This window comes from Streptomyces sp. NPDC007856, from assembly GCF_042868225.1.
In the GTDB taxonomy this organism is placed as follows: Bacteria; Actinomycetota; Actinomycetes; order Streptomycetales; family Streptomycetaceae; genus Streptomyces.
In genome coordinates, this window is sequence record NZ_JBIAEC010000018.1 from 64,896 (window position 1) to 82,859 (window position 17,964).

14 protein-coding genes are annotated in these 17,964 nt (G+C 72.0%); 9 read left to right on the top strand and 5 right to left on the bottom strand.

The annotated features are described in order from the left end of the window. The first annotated feature begins 68 nt into the window (after positions 1-68). The 5 genes from ACFYOH_RS34770 (at position 69) to ACFYOH_RS34790 (ending at position 5,104) form a co-directional block, all read left to right on the top strand. Positions 69-311 carry a DUF397 domain-containing protein gene (locus ACFYOH_RS34770; protein ID WP_388634152.1) on the top strand — a complete coding sequence of 81 codons (243 nt, stop codon included), beginning with the start codon at positions 69-71 and terminating at the stop codon, positions 309-311. A gap of 188 nt (positions 312-499) precedes the next feature. Next, entirely contained in the window at positions 500-1,402 is a 903-nt protein-coding gene (locus tag ACFYOH_RS34775; protein ID WP_388634155.1) for a universal stress protein, read from the top strand. Between the two features lie 206 nt (positions 1,403-1,608). Further along, positions 1,609-2,871: an alpha/beta hydrolase family esterase gene (locus ACFYOH_RS34780; RefSeq protein WP_388634157.1), complete on the top strand. Its 1,263-nt coding sequence runs from the start codon at positions 1,609-1,611 to the stop codon at positions 2,869-2,871. Between the two features lie 144 nt (positions 2,872-3,015). Continuing rightward, positions 3,016-4,431 carry a 3-hydroxybutyrate oligomer hydrolase family protein gene (locus ACFYOH_RS34785; RefSeq protein ID WP_388634160.1) on the top strand — a complete coding sequence of 472 codons (1,416 nt, stop codon included), beginning with the start codon at positions 3,016-3,018 and terminating at the stop codon, positions 4,429-4,431. Between the two features lie 175 nt (positions 4,432-4,606). Then, a complete protein-coding gene (locus ACFYOH_RS34790) occupies positions 4,607-5,104 on the top strand; it encodes a hypothetical protein (protein ID WP_014670824.1) in 498 nt (165 codons plus the stop codon). 16 nt (positions 5,105-5,120) lie between these two features. Here ACFYOH_RS34790 and ACFYOH_RS34795 read toward each other — a convergent pair whose 3' ends face one another. Both ACFYOH_RS34795 and ACFYOH_RS34800 read right to left on the bottom strand, forming a co-directional pair. Continuing rightward, complete coding sequence (locus ACFYOH_RS34795) at positions 5,121-7,091, bottom strand: N-acetylmuramoyl-L-alanine amidase (RefSeq protein WP_388634162.1); 1,971 nt, start codon at positions 7,089-7,091, stop codon at positions 5,121-5,123. A 258-nt stretch (positions 7,092-7,349) separates the two neighbouring features. After that, on the bottom strand, positions 7,350-8,495 hold the full coding sequence (locus ACFYOH_RS34800; RefSeq protein WP_388634165.1) for an aminoglycoside phosphotransferase family protein: 1,146 nt from the start codon (positions 8,493-8,495) through the stop codon (positions 7,350-7,352). Between the two features lie 331 nt (positions 8,496-8,826). Between ACFYOH_RS34800 and ACFYOH_RS34805 the strand changes: the two genes are divergently transcribed. Continuing rightward, entirely contained in the window at positions 8,827-10,320 is a 1,494-nt protein-coding gene (locus tag ACFYOH_RS34805) for a hypothetical protein (RefSeq protein ID WP_388634167.1), read from the top strand. Between the two features lie 83 nt (positions 10,321-10,403). Here the strand turns inward: ACFYOH_RS34805 and ACFYOH_RS34810 are convergent, their stop codons facing one another. Continuing rightward, entirely contained in the window at positions 10,404-11,834 is a 1,431-nt protein-coding gene (locus ACFYOH_RS34810) for a PP2C family protein-serine/threonine phosphatase (RefSeq protein ID WP_388634170.1), read from the bottom strand. Between the two features lie 348 nt (positions 11,835-12,182). Between ACFYOH_RS34810 and ACFYOH_RS34815 the strand changes: the two genes are divergently transcribed. Further along, positions 12,183-12,599, top strand: a complete 417-nt coding sequence (locus tag ACFYOH_RS34815; RefSeq protein ID WP_388634172.1) for an SsgA family sporulation/cell division regulator — start codon at positions 12,183-12,185, stop codon at positions 12,597-12,599. A 132-nt stretch (positions 12,600-12,731) separates the two neighbouring features. Beyond that, positions 12,732-14,756, top strand: coding sequence for a phosphocholine-specific phospholipase C (locus ACFYOH_RS34820; protein ID WP_388634174.1), 2,025 nt, complete (start codon positions 12,732-12,734; stop codon positions 14,754-14,756). On the opposite strand, the gene ACFYOH_RS34825 is transcribed toward ACFYOH_RS34820, so the two are convergent. Both ACFYOH_RS34825 and ACFYOH_RS34830 read right to left on the bottom strand, forming a co-directional pair. After that, a complete protein-coding gene (locus ACFYOH_RS34825) occupies positions 14,746-15,780 on the bottom strand; it encodes a Gfo/Idh/MocA family protein (protein WP_388634177.1) in 1,035 nt (344 codons plus the stop codon). The two genes, ACFYOH_RS34820 and ACFYOH_RS34825, sit on opposite strands and share 11 nt — an antisense overlap. A gap of 101 nt (positions 15,781-15,881) precedes the next feature. Then, positions 15,882-16,976, bottom strand: coding sequence for a chemotaxis protein (locus ACFYOH_RS34830; RefSeq protein WP_388634180.1), 1,095 nt, complete (start codon positions 16,974-16,976; stop codon positions 15,882-15,884). A gap of 157 nt (positions 16,977-17,133) precedes the next feature. Between ACFYOH_RS34830 and ACFYOH_RS34835 the strand changes: the two genes are divergently transcribed. Then, positions 17,134-17,913, top strand: a complete 780-nt coding sequence (locus ACFYOH_RS34835; protein WP_388634182.1) for an alpha/beta fold hydrolase — start codon at positions 17,134-17,136, stop codon at positions 17,911-17,913. Positions 17,914-17,964 lie beyond the last annotated feature (51 nt).

The window sequence follows — 17,964 nt, forward strand, 5'->3', positions numbered from 1 at the left end:
TGGCCTGTTGGGCATCGTGAGCGGTCGCTAGGCTGAGCCGCGGACGACGAACCGGGAGGAGCACGGACGTGGCCGAGACCACCACCCAGCAGAAGCCGCTCGCGGGCTGGGACAAGCCGGAGCTGGACCTCAGCAAGGCCGAGTGGCAGTCCAGCAGCCGAGGTATGGGCGATGTCCAGATCGCCTTTGTCGAGGGCTTCATCGCGATGCGCAACAGCGGCCGTCCGGAGAGCCCATCCCTGATCTTCACGCCGGCGGAATGGGGTGCCTTCGTCTCCGGAGCCCGGGAAGGCGAGTTCGACCTCACCTGAGCCGACCGGGCGGCGAGACCGGCACCACCACCCGGACCGAAGGGGTACCGCGCGTACTTCCGGCAGCCGAACCGGGGGTGTTCCGCGCCGATTTCCGGACACGCGACCAGCAGGACCCCGCTGGGACCCACGCCTGAGTCAGGCTGACCCCAGCAAGGGCAAGGTCGTGTTCCGAAAGGTGAGGGACGATGAGCACTGCGCCGGTCATCGCCGCGGTCGACGGCTCCAACGACAGCCTGCGCGCGCTGGAGTGGGCCGTCGACGCCGCCCGTCGCCGCGCCGCACCGCTGCGGGTGGTGCACGTGCGGCAGTACGCCGCCTGGGGCCAGGCCGATGTGCTGGTCGCCGCGGAGCCCGAGGCGGGGGGCGATCCGGTGCTGGACGACGTGCGCAACCGGCTCGCGGAGCGCGGCGCAGGGTCCGCCGTCGAGTACGTCGCCCTGGAGGGCGTACCGGGCGCCGTGCTGCCGGAACTCGGCGCCGACGCCCAGCTGTTGGTCCTCGGCTCCCGGGGCCGCGGTGGCTTCGCCAGCCTGCTGCTCGGCTCCAACGGGCTCGCCGCGGCCCGGGACGCCGAGTGCCCGGTGGTCGTCGTACCCCGGCCCGGCCGGCAGGTGCACGGCGAGGGTCCGGCCGAGCCCGGGCCCCGGGTGGTCGTCGGCCTGCATGCCGACAGCCCCGACGAGGCCACCCTCGCCTTCGCCTTCACCGAGGCCGCCCTGCGCGGCGCCCGCCTGCAGGTGATCGCCGCCTACCCGTGGCCGGTGCAGACCTGGTCAGCCCCCGGTCAGCTGGTGCCGCCCCAGATCGACCAGGGCGCCGTCGAGACCGAGACCCGTGCCCTCGCCGAGGGCTTCCTCGCCCCGCACCGCGAGCGGCACCCGGAGGTCCGCGCCGACGTCGAGGCACTGCCCGGTGACGCGGCCGGCCATCTCGTCGCCGCCTCCAAGGACGCCGAGCTGGTCGTCGTCGGCCGGCACCGGCGGCGTCTGCTCGCACCGGCCCGCATGATGGGCTCGGTCACCCAGGCCGTCCTGCTGCACGCGGCGAGCCCGATCGCGGTGGTGTCCCCCGGAGCGTCGGAGGACTGAGCGTCGGACAGGGCGCGGCCGGATCGGCGTAGCAGACCGCACGGCGGCCCGCAATCGGGCGGGTGCCGACCGGCACGGACACGGCTGTGGTGTCGGGGCCCATGGTGGCGACCCGCACGCCTTCGTACGGTGCCGCCACGCCCGGCGCCGTGCGCACAGCCCCGCGCACGAGTGGCCGGGACACGTGTCCCGCAAAGGAGCCGCCCATGCCACCGCCCCCGTTCGGAAGGCCGGCCGGAGCGCCGTCCCGTGCCCGCCGCCTGCCCCGTTTCCTGGCCCGTCTCCTCGCCGTCGTCGCCGTCGTCCTCGGCACCGCGCTCGCCGGTCCGTTGCCCGCCGCCCGGGCCTCCGTGACGCTCACCCAGGTGAGCGACTTCGGATCCAACCCCGGCGCCCTGACCATGTACGTGTACCGGCCCGCGTCCCTGCCCGCGCACCCGCCCGTCGTCGTGGCCCTGCACGGCTGCACCCAGAACGCCCAGGTCTACGCCGACGACTCCGGGCTGCCCGGGCTCGCCGACCGCGACGGCTATCTGCTGGTGCTCGCGCAGACCAGCTCGCCCAACAACCCGAGCCAGTGCTTCAACTGGTTCCAGACCTCGGACAACCGGCGCGGACAGGGCGAGGCGCTCTCCATCCGGCAGATGGTGAGCCAGGCCGAGACCGCCTACGGCGCCGACCCCCGGCGCGTCTACGTCACCGGCCTGTCCGCCGGCGGCGCCATGACCGCCGTCATGCTCGCCACCTACCCCGACGTCTTCTCCGCCGGAGCGGTCGTCGCGGGCCTGCCCTACGACTGCACCAAGGACAACAGCCCGTACACCTGCATGAACCCGGGGGTCGACCTGAGCCCGGACGAATGGGCCCAGCGGGTGCGGGACGCCTATCCGTCGTACACCGGGCCATGGCCGCGCACGGCCGTCTGGTACGGCGACCAGGACACCACGGTCGTCCCGCGCAACGCCGCGGAACTGCGCGACCAGTGGACGGCCCTGCACGGCCTCTCCCAGACCCCGAGCCGCACCACGACCATCGGGCCCGACGCCACCCGGCAGGACCAGTACCTGGCCGCCGACGGCACGGTCGCCGTCGAGGTCGACGAGGTCCCCGGCATCGGCCACGGCACCCCGGTCGACCCGGGCACCGGCACCCAGCAGTGCGGCAGCACCGGCGCGCCCTACTTCGCCGCCTCCATCTGCTCCAGCTACTGGATCGCCCGGTTCTTCGGCCTGGACACCTCCGATCCCGGCGGCGGTGGTGGCGGCACGGGCGGTGGCGGCAGCGAGGCCGCCTGCTGGACGGCGAGCAACTACGCCCAGGTGCAGGCGGGACGGGCCACCACCAGCGGCGGCTACACCTATGCCAAGGGATCCCAGCAGAACATGGGCCTCTACAACACGTTCGTCACCCACACCCTGAAGGAGTCACCCACGGGTTACTACACCATCGCCGACAACGGCTGCCCCTGACATCGAGTCAGCCAGGTCGGTCACGGTCGGTCATGGTGGCCGACGACGCTACCGGGGCCGTCTTCATGGCGGCCCCACACATGTCGGGCGCACCCACCCCGCCCCTAGCCTCCAGCGCGTCCACCCACAGCCGGAGGTACCCGTATGCCGATCGCACCGCACAGACGGCCCACCCGCCGAGCCGTTCTCCCCGCCCTCTCGCTCACCGCGGCCTGTCTGCTCCTGACCACCCCGGCCACCGCGGCACCCACCGGCACACCGGACGGACACTGTGCCGGCCGCATCCACCTCCAGGTGCCCGGCGCCGCGTACCAGCAGGCCGACTGCCTGGACGAGCTGACCACCGCCGGCACCGTGGCCTCCGCCCACACCGACCCGGCCGACTACGCCGGACTCACCCCCAAGGACCTGCCCACGCCCAGCGGCGTGCCCGGCATCCAGATCGACGGCTACTTCCCCGACAGCTCCACCACCGACACGAACCACGGCTGGAACCACGACTCCCAGTTCGTCATGCGCCTGCCCGACCACTGGAACGGCGGCCTGGTCGTCGCCGGGACGCCCGGCAACCGCGAGCAGTACGCGAACGACAAGGCCATCTCCGACTGGGTGCTCGCCCGTGGCTACGCCTACGCCGCCACCGACAAGGGCAACACCGGCACCGCCTTCTACCGCGACGGCCTGCGGCCCGGAGACGCCATCGCCGAATGGAACACCCGCCTCACCCAGCTCACCCGCGCGGCCCGCGCCGTGGTCGCCCAGCGCTACCACCGGCCCCCCGCCCGCACCATCGCCACCGGCCTGTCCAACGGCGGCTACCTCGTCCGCTGGCAGCTGGAGAACCACCCCGAGCTCTACGACGGCGGAGTCGACTGGGAAGGCACCCTCTGGCGCACCGACGGCCCCAACCTGCTCACCTTCCTGCCGCAGGCCCTGCGCCACTACCCCGCGTACGCCGCCGGCGGCCCCGGCGCCGCCGAGGCCGAGGACGCGCTGCACCGGGCCGGCTTCCCGGCCGGCTCGGAGTTCCTGTGGCCGTACCACTACCGGGTCTACTGGGACCTGACCCAGCGCATCTACCGGGAGGAACTCGACCCCGGCTACGACGGCGCCACCGAGGCCGGCACCCCGTTCTGCGCCTCCGGCACACCGGGCTGCGACGCCGACTACGACTACGCGGCCCGGCCCGCGGCCGTCCACCGCACCGTCGACCGGATCGCCCTCACCGGACGCATCGGCAAACCGCTGATCACCATCCAGGACACCCTCGACGTGCTGCTGCCGATCAGCCAGGACTCCGACGTCTACGCGCGCATGGTCCACGCGGCCGGGCGCGGCGCCCTGCTGCGCTACTACCGCATCGAGGACGGCACCCACACCGACTCCCTGGTCGACGCCTTCCCCGACCGACTCCGCCCGATGGTCCCCTGCCACCACTCGGCCTTCGAGGCCCTGGAGGCCTGGATCACCGGCAGGGCCCTCCCGCCCACCGACCACACGGTCCCACGCCCGCCAGGCGCCCCCGCATCCACCCTGCTCACCAGCTGCCCCCTGAGCTGACCGGCGGAGCCCCGAGGGCGCCCCGAGGCGGCGCCCCAAAGGGGCGCGAGGACCTGCGCGACCAGCCACAACGAACCCGCAGCCGATCGACGGCCCCATCACGGCACTCCGGAGCCAACGGCACTGTAGGCGGAGCCGCTCCGCACTTCCGGCGCACCCCACGTACCATGGCCGCATGTCGTTCCTCCGCCGCCGCAGCGCCACTCCCGCCGGACCCGATTTCGACGTGCTGGCCATGGACCCGGGCGACTGGCCGGGCAACCTCGGCGCGGGCCTGCTGCCCGCGCCCGACGGCACCTGCCAGGGTGTCTTCCTGCGCTACGACCTCTTCGGCGGCCGCGGCCCCGCCATGATCATCGGCAACCTCCCCGAGGGCTCCCCGGCCCGCGATGTCGCCGAGGGCGAGATCCCCTTCGAGGTGGGCCAGCTGCTGCTCGCGCTGGAGAACGACGAGGAGGTCACGGTCGTCGGCGTCGAGGACACCCCGGTCCTCCAGGGCGACAACCTGCTCATCGTGCGGCGGTTGAAGCTGTCCGAGTCCCGGATCTCCTGCGTCCAGTTCGACCGCAGCGACGGCGTCCTCGTCACCATCGCGGCCTGGGACCGCCCCATCACCGACGACCTGTACGCCCTGCTGAAGCCGCTCCCGGCGGAGCTTTTCCAGCAGGGCTGAGGCCGCGCCGCCGTGCCTAGCCGGCCGAGCCTTCCAGGGTCACGTCCGCGGCGCGGACGAATTCGACCCGGTGGCCGTACTGGATCTCGTAGTACAGGTCCTTGCCCAGCACGACCCGGTGCGAGTCGGTGGTGAAGGTGACCGAGTAGTAGTACTCGCCCGGCACCTCGTCACCGACCACGTACTTCTGTCCGGCCGGGATCGTGTACGGCAGCGGGACGACCGACTGCGCCGGGACACCCGCCGGGTACGCGTCCTTCTCCGGGTAGGCCCTGCCGTACACCGGAATGCTCGCCAGGCCGTCCTTCGGGGTGATCACCAGTCCCTTGGCGGGCACCGCCGTCGGAGCCTTGACCGGGTTCTGGAACCAGGCCTTCTGGCCCAGGTACCAGATCGCGGTCCAGCCGCCCCAGCGGTCCGCGACCGCGTACTGCTGTCCGGTGGAGACCCGGGAGGACAGGTCGTTCACGTCCTCGGTCGGGTCCTGCTTCAGCCCGATGTCCTTGATCAGCGGCGCGTTCACGTCGTGGTCCGAGTACAGCCGCACCTCGCTGGAGCCGTGCGCCGTGCACGCCTCGCCGCTGGTGGTGCAGCCCGTGTAGGCCGGCTGGTTCGCGGAGTAGTCCGGCAGGATGGTGACCAGCCCGTTGTGCTTGCCGCCCGCGCGCTTGAAGGGGTGGCCCAGCAGCTGGAAGTAGTGCCGCCAGTCCCAGTACGGACCCGGGTCCGTGTGCATACCGGGAATCGTGGACGTGGTCGGGCCGGGCACGTTGTCGTGGCCCAGGATGTGCTGCCGGTCCAGCGGGATGGCGTACTTGGCGGCCAGGTACCTCACCAGCCGGGCCGAGGAGCGGTACATCGCCTCCGTGTACCAGGCGTCCGGATTGGCGAGGAAACCTTCGTGCTCGATGCCGATGGACTTGGCGTTGACGTACCAGTTGCCGGCGTGCCAGGCCACGTCCTTCGCCTTGACGTGCTGGGCGATCAGCCCGTCCGTGGAGCGGATCGTGTAGTTCCACGACACATAGGTCGGGTCCTGGATCAGGTTCAGCACCCCGTCCCAGGCGCCCTCCGTGTCATGGATGACGATGTACTTGATGCTCTGCGACACCGGACGGTCGCCGAGATCGTGGTTGCCGTAGTCATCGTTCCCGAACTGCGCGTACGGCGCCCAGACCGCCTCGCAGGACACCGACTTCGGGCACTCGACGCCGTCCGTGGGCAGTGTGCCCAGCCCGGTCCGCCCCAGCTGCGCGGTGTCCGCGGTCAGCCCGGGCTGTGCGGCGAGCGCGACGAGCTGGCCGTCGTCCGTGACGCGTTCCTCGCCGGTGTGCAGGACGTCGTACACGTCGTCGGCGTACGCGGCCGCGGTCGCCGTGTCGTCGGCGCCGGAGAAGCGGGCCACCGCGCCGTACCAGTCGGCCGGGTCGGCGCTCAGCGGCTCGCCGAGCTCCTTCTGCGCGGCGGCGAGCAGGGCGGCGCCGCCGGCCACGTTCGCCGCCGGGTCGGTGCGCAGCTCCTCGGCCGGCAGCCCGGTCAGCTGTGCCGCCTTCGGCAGCGTCTTCAGGCGGGCCGGTAGCGCGGAATCGGCCGGCACCTTGATGTCCGGGTGCACGGCCGCGCGGGCGGCGTCGCCGCGGGCGTCCTCGGCGCCCTCGGCGTAGTGCTCCGTGGTGGCGATGGCGGTGCGGGCGTCCGTGAGGTGCATCGGACCGTAACCGCCGGACACGCTGGGCGCGCCGGCGTGCCAGTCCCAGCGGGACTGGAGGTAGGAGACGGCCAGCAGGACGCTCTGCGGCACGTGGTACTCGGTAGCCGCGGTGGCGAACGCGTGCTGCAGCCGGCCGGCGGAGGTGTCGGTGCTGCTCTGGGCGGGGGCCGCGCCGAGCAGCGGCAGCAGCAGGGCCGCCGACGCCAGCGGGACGGCGGCCCTGCGCAGATGTCTGTGGCCGGGTGTGGACGTGGAATCGGTGGCGGAACCTCGCAATGCGGCCTCCTGTGACGGGTGGGCGTGGCGGGGCGTGCGGCGCGGAGCTGGGTCAGTGGTACCGGCTTGCCGACGATCCGTCAATCATGCCTTCACCGTGGCGATTTCCCACGTCACGGAGGTTTTCGGCGAGTTTCGCCGCGGCGGCGCGCGGGCCTGCGGGGCGTCACTGGCGTACACCAGTGTCCATGGGAGCCCGGACACACGAAGGCCCGCGGTGCGCCGCCGCTCTGGCGCACCGCGGAACCGTCGTCCCCGTCAGCGAGTACCGACCGCCGCTCGGACGGCCTTGCGGGCCATCTGGCAGTCGTCGTGCAGCCGCCTGAGCAGCAGCCGCTGTTCCTCGCCGGACGGCGCAGCACCCGGGTGGGCCATGCCCGGTGCCGCCGGGGCCACCTCGTGCATCGAACGCTGCACGGCGGTCTCGTAGGTACGGATCTCCCGGGTCAGCACCAGCATCAGGTTCACCAGGAAGGCGTCCCTAGAGGCCGGGCCCGCCGTCTGGGCGATCTGGCTGATCTGCCGCCGGGCCACCGGCGCGTCCCCGAGCACCAGCCACAGCGTCGCCAGGTCGTACCCCGGCAGATACCAGCCGGCGTGCTCCCAGTCCACCAGCACTGGACCGGCCGGTGACAGCAGGATGTTCGACAGCTGGGCGTCGCCGTGGTTGAACTGGAGCATGCCCTGCCGGCCCACCTGGTGGGCGATGCCGTGCAGCAGTTTCTGGAGGTCGCCGAGGTCCCGGTCGGTGAGCAGGCCCAGCTCGTGGTACCGGGAGATCCGGGCGCCGTAGTCCAGCGGCATGTCGAAGGTGCCCGCCGGTGGCCGCCAGGCGTTGAGCCGGCAGATCGCGCCCAGCGCGGCCCGGATGTCCGGGCGGGGCGGCACCTCCACCGGATGGCGCTGCAGCGCCGCCACCCGGCCCGGCGCCCGCTCGATGACCAGGGTGCAGTTGTCCGGGTCCGCCGCGATCAGCCGGGGCACGCGGACCGGTGGCCGGTGCCGGACGAACGAGCGGTATGCGGCTATTTCGTGGCGGATCCGCTCGGCCCAGGCGGGCGAGTGGTCCAGCAGACACTTGGCCACGGCCGTGCCGCGCCCCGCCGTCCCGACGAGGAGGACGGACCGTCCGCTGCGCCGCAGCACCTGCACCGGAGTGAACTCCGGGCAGATCCGGTGCACCGATGCGATCGCGGTGCGTAGTTGCGCGCCCTGGGGGCCGGACAAGTCGAGTCTCCCGCTGAGCGGTTGGGTACCGGCCTGGCCCGGCACCCGCCGGAGCCGGCCCGCGACCGGCACGGGGCCGCCCGGACGCGCCGCCGGGTCCAGGTACGGCCCGCCACCCGCGGGGCGGGAGCGCAGCGGCCGGGGCGGGGCGGACACGGAGGACGATGCTGCGTACATGGGAGATACAGATCCCTTCGTGTGCCTGCGGTGCCTGCCTGTGGTGCGTGCTCGGGGCACATGCGCGGCGCCGGAGCGCGGGGGAGCCCGTACTCCGTTCGCATGCACTGCGAGCGAGCGCCTGCCCGGCCCGGTCGCCCGGGTGCACCCTGGGGAATGCACCCGTCAGCTCGGCGAGCCGAGCGGCGACCGGGTCGGGGTGGCGCGTTCCTACTCGACACCCGATGCCCAGTGGCACACCATCTGGCGGACCCTGGCGAACCCTGGCGAATAGTCGCCCGGCAACCCGCACCGGGCTACTGTCAACTCAGCCGAGAACCTGGGGGCTTACGTGAGCGGACAACCCAACACCCGCCTTGCGGACCTGTTCGGCCTGGCCGGCTGGTCCAAGGGGGAACTCGCGAGGCTGGTCAACAAGCAGGCGGCGGCCATGGGCCACCCCCAGCTGTCGACCGACACCTCCCGGGTCCGTCGGTGGATCGACACGGGAGAGATCCCGCGCGATCCGGTACCGCGGGTGCTGGCGGCCCTGTTCACCGAGCGTCTCGGCCGTGTCGTGACCATCGAGGACCTCGGTCTGGTACGGCACGGGCGTGCGGGGAAACGGCAGGGCGACGGGATCGAGGAACGTCCCGACGGCGTGCCGTGGGCGCCCGAACGTACCGCCGCGGTCCTCACCGAATTCACGGGAATGGACCTCATGCTCAACCGACGCGGCTTGGTGGGCGCGGGTGCCGCGCTCGCCGCGGGATCCGCACTCAGCAGCGCCATGTACGACTGGCTGCACATCGACCCGGCCCTGAAGGCCGACGCCCCCGTCCTCGACGACCCCCTGCACGCCGACCCCGCTGGGTTCGACCGCTATGAGGCCGCCCCCATCGGGTCGCAGGAGATCGAGGAACTGGAGCGCTCGGTCGAGGTGTTCCGAGCCTGGGACGCGGCCCGTGGCGGCGGGCTTCAGCGCAAGGCGGTCGTGGGCCAGCTCAACGAGGTGGGCGGCATGCTCGCCTACCACCATCCACCCCATCTCCAGCGGCGCCTGTGGGGCGTCGCCGCCAACCTCGCCGTCCTCGCGGGCTGGATGTCGCACGACGTCGGCCTGGAGCCCACGGCGCAGAAGTACTTCGTCATCGCCGCCCATGCCGCCCGCGAGGGCGGAGACCGGCCGCGCGCCGGTGAGGCCCTGTCCCGGGCGGCCCGGCAGATGGTGCACCTGGGCCGGCCCGACGACGCACTGGACCTGATGAAACTCGCCCAGTCCGGCGCCGGCGACCGCCTGCAGCCGCGTACGAAGGCGATGTTCCACACCATCGAGGCCTGGGCGCAGGCCTCGATGGGCAAGGGCCGGGCGATGCGCCGCACGCTGGGTCAGGCGGAGGACATGTTCGTCGCCGACCGGGGCGACGGGGAACCACTGGACTGGATGCAGACCTTCAAGGACGAGGATCTGTACGGCATGCAGGCCCTGGCCTACCGCACGCTGGCCGAGTTCGACCCGAGCGCGGCCGCGCACGCCCAGCACTACGCGGAGAAGGCCCTGTCCCTGCGCGTCGACGGACGGGAGCGCTCGAAGATCTTCGACCATCTGTCCATGGCGTCGGCCTGCTTCATCGCCGACGACCCCGAACAGGCCGACCGCTACGCCCGGCTGGCCCTGATGTCGATGGGCTCGAACTCCTCCCGTCGCACCTGGGACCGGCTGCGGCAGATGTACCGGCTGACCGCGGAGTACTCCGGCTATCCGAAGATCCAGGAACTTCGGGAGGAGATCCGGCTCGCCCTGCCCAAGCCGAGGGCCAAGGGCTCCGGCAGCGCACAGGCGTGAGCGCACAGGCACAGGGCCTGTGCGCCGGATTCCGCCGGTGATCTCAACTCAGTCGGTGATCTCAACTCATCGGCGACGTCAACTCATGCGGTGACCCTGGCGACGAGCACACAGGCGTCGTCCTCGCGTCCGGCTCCGTCGAACTCCTCGACCAGCGTGCGCACGCAGTCCTGCGCGGTGCGCGCCGCGCCGAACCGCGGGGCGAGGTCGAGCAGGCGGTCCACGGCCGAGCTCGGGCTGTGCCCCGGCACCAGTCCGTCGGTGTGCAGCAGCAGGAGGTCGCCCGGCCGGAGGGTCTCCTCGGCCTGTCCGTAGACGGCGCCCGAGGTGGCGCCGAGCAGGACGCCGTCCGGTGCGTTCAGCATGCGCCCCGTCCCGTCGCGGTACAGCAGCGGGGCGGGGTGTCCTGCCTGCGCCCAGACCAGGGTGCGGGTCTCGGGCCGGTAGCGGCAGCAGACGGCGCTGCCCAGGGCGGGCTGCACGGTGGCGTCCAGTAACTGGTTGAGCATGCCGAGCAGTTCACCGGGCCGGCTGCCCGCCAGCGCCATACCGCGTACGGCACCGAGCAGCATCGCCATCCCGGAGGCGACGGCCACACCGTGCCCGGTGAGGTCGCCGACGCTGAGCAGGGTCTCGCCGTCGGACAGTTCCAGCGCGTCGTACCAGTCGCCGCCCAGCGGTGTGCTCGTCGCCGCGGGGAGGCGGCGGGCGGCGAGGTCGAGGGTGCGTGGCCCCTGGTGCGGGAGCCGCAGGGAGCCGCGCCAGGGCGGTAGCACGGCTTCCTGCAGCTCGGCCGCGATCCGGTGCTCGGTCTGCTCCTCCCGGCGGTGACGCCGCAACGAGTCACGGGTCTCGCGCTCCGTCGTCCGGCAGCGGCGCAGTTCGCTGACGTCGCGCAGCACGGCCCACATCGAGGCCGTGCCGCCGTCGGCGCCGAGCACGGGTTCGCCCATCATGTGCACCGCCCGCACGGAGCCCTCGGGCCGCAGGACGCGGAACTCGCCGTCGATGGGTTTGCCGTCGACCAGGCAGTCCGTCACCATCGCGGTCAGTTTCGGCCGGTCCTCCTCCACGACCAGCGAGGGCAGCTCGTCCAGGGTGAGGGCGGGGGCGTCCGGGTCCAGGCCGAGGATGTGGTAAAGCTCCCCGGACCAGGTGGCCTCGTCCGTCAGCAGGTTCCACTCCGCGCTGCCGACACGGCTGAGCAGCGAGCCGCTCGGGGCGGCGGCGGGCGAGGGCCGAAGGGCGGGCGCCTCGGCCGGTCCGGCCGGCTCGGCCGCCGGTCCGTCCCGGAGCTGGGCCAAGTGGGCGTCCACGTCTTCAAGTTGGTGCAGTGCGAGGTCGTACAGGGCGCGCTGCCAGCGTTCCTCCGGGTCCGCACCGTCGCTCCGGGTGTCCCGCCGTACCGCGTCCACTTCGCCCTTGAGCCGCCGCGTCTGCTTTATCAACGCCTCCACCGAGCCGGGTCCGGGTGGCTGGGCGGCTGGGCGGTCCGCGGAGACTTGGGACGGCATGACGCACTCCGTTGGGGGACGAGACGGCCGGGGAGGACGGGGGGACCGTTACGACTCTCGCACAGCCCGCGACGCCCCGTAAGGGATTTGGCAACACACGATACGGTGGTGCTTCCGGCATATGCCAGAGTCTTCCCGGAGTGATCCGCGCGCACGAATGACGTACGCGCGGTGTGGCCCAAGTCGTAGGAAAACTACGTGTGTTGTCCCGTCCGGACCGCACTCCCCCCGGCGCTCACGCGAGTGTTCGTCGCATCCGCGTTCCAGTGTGCGGGAAGCGTCCTGTACCTGTCGAACTCTGACCGGATTTCGCGGCATGCGAGAGGCCTTCGCAGACTCCATTAAGGCATGGACGCCATCACTGTCGAACAGCCCGCCCAGGCCCGGCTCATCACCGCCGAGGACCAGGAGATCCCAGTGTCCGCCACGCTGCGCTATACAACGGACGACCCATTGGCCGTCTTCGTGGACTTCCCGGCCGAGGCCGCGCTGGACGGCGAGGAAGTCACCTGGATCTTCGCGCGCTCCCTGCTCGACGAGGGGCTGCGGGCCCCGGCCGGCCACGGGGACGTCCAGATCTGGCCGTACGGCCGCACCCGGACGGTACTGGAGTTCCACTCGCCCCACGGTCTGGCCCTGCTGCAGTTCCCCGCTTCGGCCCTGCGCCGCTTCCTGCTGCGCACATACGGGGTGGTGGCGGCCGGGCAGGAGGACCTGGCCGGAGTCGTGGAGCGGGGGCTGGGCGCCCTGTTCGGCGGGGTGTGAGACGGCCCCCTGGGCGACTTTGACTTCTGTTCACCTTTGCCTCACCGCCCCGGTATGGAGCCTGACGATCGCCGCGGGCACCCTGGCGCGCGGCGTGCCGCAGGGGCACCGACGGCGACAAGGACGAGGCGAATGACACCGATCAGCCGAAGAGGCTTCGTGGGGCTCGGCGCATCCGTGGCGGCGGGTGTGGCGCTGGGCGGCGCAGGCGTGCGCACGGCAGCGGCGGCCACCACGGCGACCGGCACGATCAAGGACCTCCAGCACGTGGTGATCCTCATGCAGGAGAACCGCAGCTTCGACCACTACTTCGGCCGGCTGAAGGGCGTGCGCGGTTTCGGCGACCGCAGCGGCATCACCCTCAGCGGCGGCCACCCGGCCTTCGACCAGCCGAACGGAACGGGCCGTCAGTACCCGTGGAAGCTCAGCGCCACCCCGTCCGCCGGCGGCAAGGACGGCGAGACCCTGGCCCAGTGCAACGGCGACCTGCCCCACTCCTGGTCCTCGCAGCACTCCGCCTGGAACAAGGGCCGCATGGACAACTGGGTCGCGGGCGTCGGCAATGTCCGCTCGCTCGGCTACCTGGACCGCTCCGACATCCCCTTCCACTACGCGCTCGCCGACAACTACACCATCTGCGACGCCTACTTCTGCTCCACGCTCAGCGCCACCGGCCCCAACCGCACCTATCTGTGGAGCGGCAAGGTCGACTCCTCCAGCTACGACGGCGGCGACGAGTCCGGCCTGACCTGGCAGAACTACGCCGAGGCGCTGCAGGCCGCCGGAGTGACGTGGAAGGTCTACCAGAACGCCGCGGACAACTACGGCGACAACGGCTGCGCCTACTTCAAGAACTTCGCGAACGCCAAGCCGGGCGACCCCTTGTACGACCGCGGCATGTCCTCGGTGCCCAAGGTGACCGGCTCCACCCCCGACGACATCGCCGCCGCCATCAAGGCCGACGTGCTCGCGGGCACCCTCCCGCAGGTCTCCTGGGTCGTTCCCAACCAGGCCTTCTCCGAGCACCCCTACGCCCCGCCCGGCGACGGCGCCCACTTCGTCAACCTCGTCTACCAGGCCCTCGCGGCCGACCAGGACGTCTTCGACTCCACCGTCCTGTTTCTGAACTACGACGAGAACGACGGCTACTTCGACCACGTGCCCCCGCCGGCACCGCCCGCCGGAACGGCCGGGGAGTTCCTCAACGGGGTGCCGTACGGCTTCGGCTTCCGCGTCCCGATGCTCGTCGTCTCGCCCTGGACGCGCGGCGGCTGGGTCTCCTCCGAGGTCTTCGAGCACACCTCGGTGCTGCGCTTCCTGGAGACCTGGACGTCCGCCCTGGGCAAGCCCGCCAAGTGCCCCAACATCAGCGACTGGCGGCGCAAGGTCAGCGGGGATCTCACCGGTGTCTTCGACTTCGCCAACCCGGTCTACGGCACGGTCTCCCTGCCCGCCACCAGCGTCATCGGCATCGACACCTGCGGCCCGCTGCCCAACCCGGTGCCGACCGACAACGCCTTGCCCACGCAGGAGTCCGGCACCCGCCCGGCCCGCGCCCTGCCGTACCAGCCGAACGGCTACCTGGACCACCTGGAGTTCGACGCGGCCGGCAAGATCCTTGCCTGGTTCACGATGACCAACCAGGGTGCCCCGGCGTCCCGCGCGGCCCACTTCTCCATCCACCCGAACGCGTACCGCGACACCACGCCCTGGCAGTACACGGTCGACGCGGGCGGCACTGCCTCCGACTACTTCAACGTCGGCACCGGCTTCGGCGGCGGCATGTACGACTTCACCATGATCGGCCCCAACCGCTTCCTGCGCCGCTTCCAGGGCGACGCGACCAAGGCGGGCAAGTCGGCGGAGGTGAGCACCCGTTACGGGGTCGAGCCGGGCACGGGCAAGCTCGCGATCTACTTCAAGATGGCCAACTCGGGTTCCTCATCCGTGAAGTTCACCATCACCTCCAACCACTACCGCAGTGACGGCCCCTGGCCCTACACCGTCGCCGCGGGCGCCTCGACGGAGGACTACTTCAACGCCGTCGCCTACCAGAACGGCTGGTACGACTTCACGGTGACCGTCGACTCCGACGCGACCTGGTCGCGCCGGTTCACCGGGCACCTGGAGACGGGCGCGGCGAGCGTCAGCGGCTGACCCCGGCGCAGGGGCCGTACAGGTCCGGGCGCGGGGCGAGGTCGACGGTCGTACGGCCGCCGGTCTCCAGCGCCCGGACCCCCGCCTCGGCGACGACGGACGCGGCGTAACCGTCCCAGGCGCTCGGACCGGTGACCTCGCCGCGCCGAGTGGCATCCACCCAGGCCTGCACCTCGCGGTCGTACGCGTCGGCGAACCGGACGAGGTAGTCCTGCGCGACCTCCTCGCGGGCGCCGCCAGCCGTGGTGACCACCATGGTGTGCTCGTCGCCGATCCGCGCGCTGCCCCGCTCGCACACGGCCTCGCAGCGCACCTGGTAGCCGAAGCCGCAGTTGACGAAGACCTCCACGTCGACCAGCGCGCCCCCGTCCGTCTCGAACAGCAGGAACTGCGGGTCCAGCAGCCCCTCGGGGGCGTCCGCGGACGGCCTGGGACGCAGCACGGTCACCGCCGTCAGCTCCTGCCCGAGCAGCCAGCGGGCCGCGTCGATCTCGTGCGAGACGGAGCTGTTGATCAGCATGGCGCTGGTGAAGTGGCCGGGGGAGGAGACGTTGCGGTGGGTGCAGTGCAGCATCAGGGGGCGGCCCAGACCGCCGCCGTCCAGCAGCGACTTGAGCCGGCCGTACTCGGTGTCGTAGCGGCGCATGAAGCCGATCTGGGCCAGCCGGCGGCCCAGTCCTGCCTCCGCCTCCACCACCCGCAGCGCACCCGTGGAGTCGGGCACCATGGGCTTCTCGCACAGCACTGGCAGCCCGCGGGCGAAGGCGGCGAGGAGGGCCTCCTCGTGGGCGGGCCCGGGGGAGGCGATCAGCACGGCCGACACGCCGGGAGCGTCGAGCGCGGCCACGGGGTCCTTGTGCACGGTCACGCCGTCGAGGCCGGCCGCGGCTTTCCCGGCCCGCTCGACCTCGGGGTCGGCCACCGCCGCGACCCTGGCTCCGCTGACCACTTGGTCGAGGCGTCGTATGTGGTCGGCCCCCATGTGTCCGGCACCCAGTACGGCCACTCCCAGCAGGTCACCCATGTGCGCGCTCCCTTACGCCGACGATCACGCCGTAGCGTACGCCGGGCAGGGAGCGCTGCCGGGGGCCTCGGACCTGGGGGCGTCCCAGACCCGGGGGTGCCTCAGTACCGCAGCACGCCGGCGATCCCGTTCGCGTCGCCCAGCGTGCCGTCCGGCACGAAGCGGACCTCGGCGCCGGTCTCCAGACACTGCTCGACGATCTCGTCCACGATGTCCTCGCGGGCGTCCAGGTCGCCGGGCTCGGCCGGCACCAGGTGCTCGCCCAGGTCACTGACGGTCGCCCGGAAGTTCTCCTCCACGGCGAGCAGCCGGATCCGGCCGTCGCGGGCACTCTGCCACAGCTCGTCCAGACCGGCCGCGTAGGTCTTGTGGCCGCGCGCCGAGGTCAGCTCACGGACCACGGCCGTGGTGTCCTTTCGGGTCTCCTCCTCCAGCACCGGCCGCAGCGCCTGCCACACCGCCTCGGGACCGGCGTGCGCGAGGCCGCCGCGCGGGACCAGGGTGGCCTCCTTGGCCGTGCTGCCGACCTCCTCCAGCAGGGACAGCGCCGCCTGCTCGCCGGTGATGTACAGCGGCCGGGGCTGGTCGCGCAGGAGCGCGGCCATGGCGGTGTCCGCCTCGCGCAGGAAGTGACGCGTGCCTTCGTCGCGGAAGGCGCTCGGCTGGTCGCCGATCTGCATCTGACGCTCCGCGTCGAAGTTCTCCTGCCGGCGCTCCAGCGGGAAGCCGCCGGACGACTCCGCCACGACACGGCCCTCGCCGCCGCTCCACAGGGTGACGCGGTCCGCGGAGACCGCCAGCGCCCAGAAGGGCCGTTCGGCGGCCTGCGCGGCGACCAGGTTGCGGGTGAGGAAGGTGTCCGAGAGCACCACCCGCTCGGGGACGGTGCGGGCCAGGGACCACACCTGGTGCTCGCCCGGGGCGGCGAAGATCACCAGGCCGTCCTCGGCGTGTGCCAGGTCCACCTCCCGCAGCGCCCGGTCGAGCTGCGCCACGACGTCGTTGCGCCGCTCACGGGTGACGGCGGGGTCGGACTCCAGGCGTTTTCGTGCCTCGGTGACGACATTGCGCAGCCGGACGGGATCCTGCTCGTTGTCCGGTTCCCGGCGGTGTGTCGGGGTCAGCACGGACACCGCAGGGTAAGGGCGCGGGCGCCGCAGTTCGGCCAGCATTGCGGGACTCAGTGCGTGCTCCATGACAGCACGATAGGGCGGATTCACCCGTACGGCATTCGGGGTGTCCCAGCCTCGGTTTCCGCAGTGAATTCCCCCGTTGAACCGGTGACGCGGTGCCCCGCGGGCGGTTACCGTACCGGCCAGTAACCGGACCGCAGCGCACCCCAGGAGGCCTGACATGCCGCAGCTCGAAGTCGACGGAGCGGCCCTGACGTACGACGACGAGGGCCCCCGTGACGCACCGGAGGTGCCGCTGGTGTTCGTGCACGGCTGGACCGCGAACCGGCGCCGCTGGGACCACCAGATCGCGCACTTCTCCGCAGGACGCCGGGTGATCCGGCTGGACCTGCGCGGTCACGGGGAGAGCACCGGCGCCGGCGTGCGCACGATCGCGGAGCTGGCGCGCGACGTCCTGGCTCTCCTGGACCACCTTCAGATCGAACGGTTCGCGCTGGTCGGCCACTCGATGGGCGGCATGATCGCGCAGACCATAGCCCTGACCCACCCCGAGCGGGTGGAGCGGATGGTGCTGGTGGGCTCGATCGGCCGGATGACGTACAGCCGTGGGCGGGGCCTGCTCATGGCCGCCTCCACCCTGGTGCCGTACCGGCTGTTCGTGGCGGCCAACATCCAGCGCGCCTTCGCGCCCGGCTATCCGCGCGAGGAGATCCGCGCGCACATCCGCGCCTCCGCCGCGACCCCGCGCGAGGTCGTGATGACGCTGTACGGCGCGATGCGCGCCTTCGACGTCCTCGACCGGGCCGGGGAGATCCGCACGCCCACGCTGATGGTGCACGGCTATCACGACGTCCAGCTGCCGGTGCGGCAGATGCTGCGGATGGCCAAGGCCTATCCGGACGCGGTCGTCCGCATCCTCGACGCGGGCCATGAGCTGCCGCTGGAGAAGCCTGCCGAGCTGACCGAGGCGCTCGACGCGTTTCTGACCGTGAAGGGGTAACGCCCGAGCTTGTTTGGCCAAGTTTTTGCCCGTGGCCGGTTCGCTGTCCTG

Bases quoted from the DNA above. Each gene is read 5' to 3' on its own strand.
- ACFYOH_RS34785 (WP_388634160.1), top strand. From the start codon at position 3,016: ATGCCGATCGCACCGCACAGACGGCCCACCCGCCGAGCCGTTCTCCCC.
- ACFYOH_RS34835 (WP_388634182.1), top strand. From the start codon at position 17,134: ATGCCGCAGCTCGAAGTCGACGGAGCGGCCCTGACGTACGACGACGAG.
- ACFYOH_RS34800 (WP_388634165.1), bottom strand. From the start codon at position 8,495: ATGTACGCAGCATCGTCCTCCGTGTCCGCCCCGCCCCGGCCGCTGCGC.
- ACFYOH_RS34790 (WP_014670824.1), top strand. From the start codon at position 4,607: ATGTCGTTCCTCCGCCGCCGCAGCGCCACTCCCGCCGGACCCGATTTC.
- ACFYOH_RS34775 (WP_388634155.1), top strand. From the start codon at position 500: ATGAGCACTGCGCCGGTCATCGCCGCGGTCGACGGCTCCAACGACAGC.
- ACFYOH_RS34815 (WP_388634172.1), top strand. From the start codon at position 12,183: ATGGACGCCATCACTGTCGAACAGCCCGCCCAGGCCCGGCTCATCACC.
- ACFYOH_RS34820 (WP_388634174.1), top strand. From the start codon at position 12,732: ATGACACCGATCAGCCGAAGAGGCTTCGTGGGGCTCGGCGCATCCGTG.
- ACFYOH_RS34810 (WP_388634170.1), bottom strand. From the start codon at position 11,834: ATGCCGTCCCAAGTCTCCGCGGACCGCCCAGCCGCCCAGCCACCCGGA.
- ACFYOH_RS34830 (WP_388634180.1), bottom strand. From the start codon at position 16,976: ATGGAGCACGCACTGAGTCCCGCAATGCTGGCCGAACTGCGGCGCCCG.
- ACFYOH_RS34780 (WP_388634157.1), top strand. From the start codon at position 1,609: ATGCCACCGCCCCCGTTCGGAAGGCCGGCCGGAGCGCCGTCCCGTGCC.
- ACFYOH_RS34825 (WP_388634177.1), bottom strand. From the start codon at position 15,780: ATGGGTGACCTGCTGGGAGTGGCCGTACTGGGTGCCGGACACATGGGG.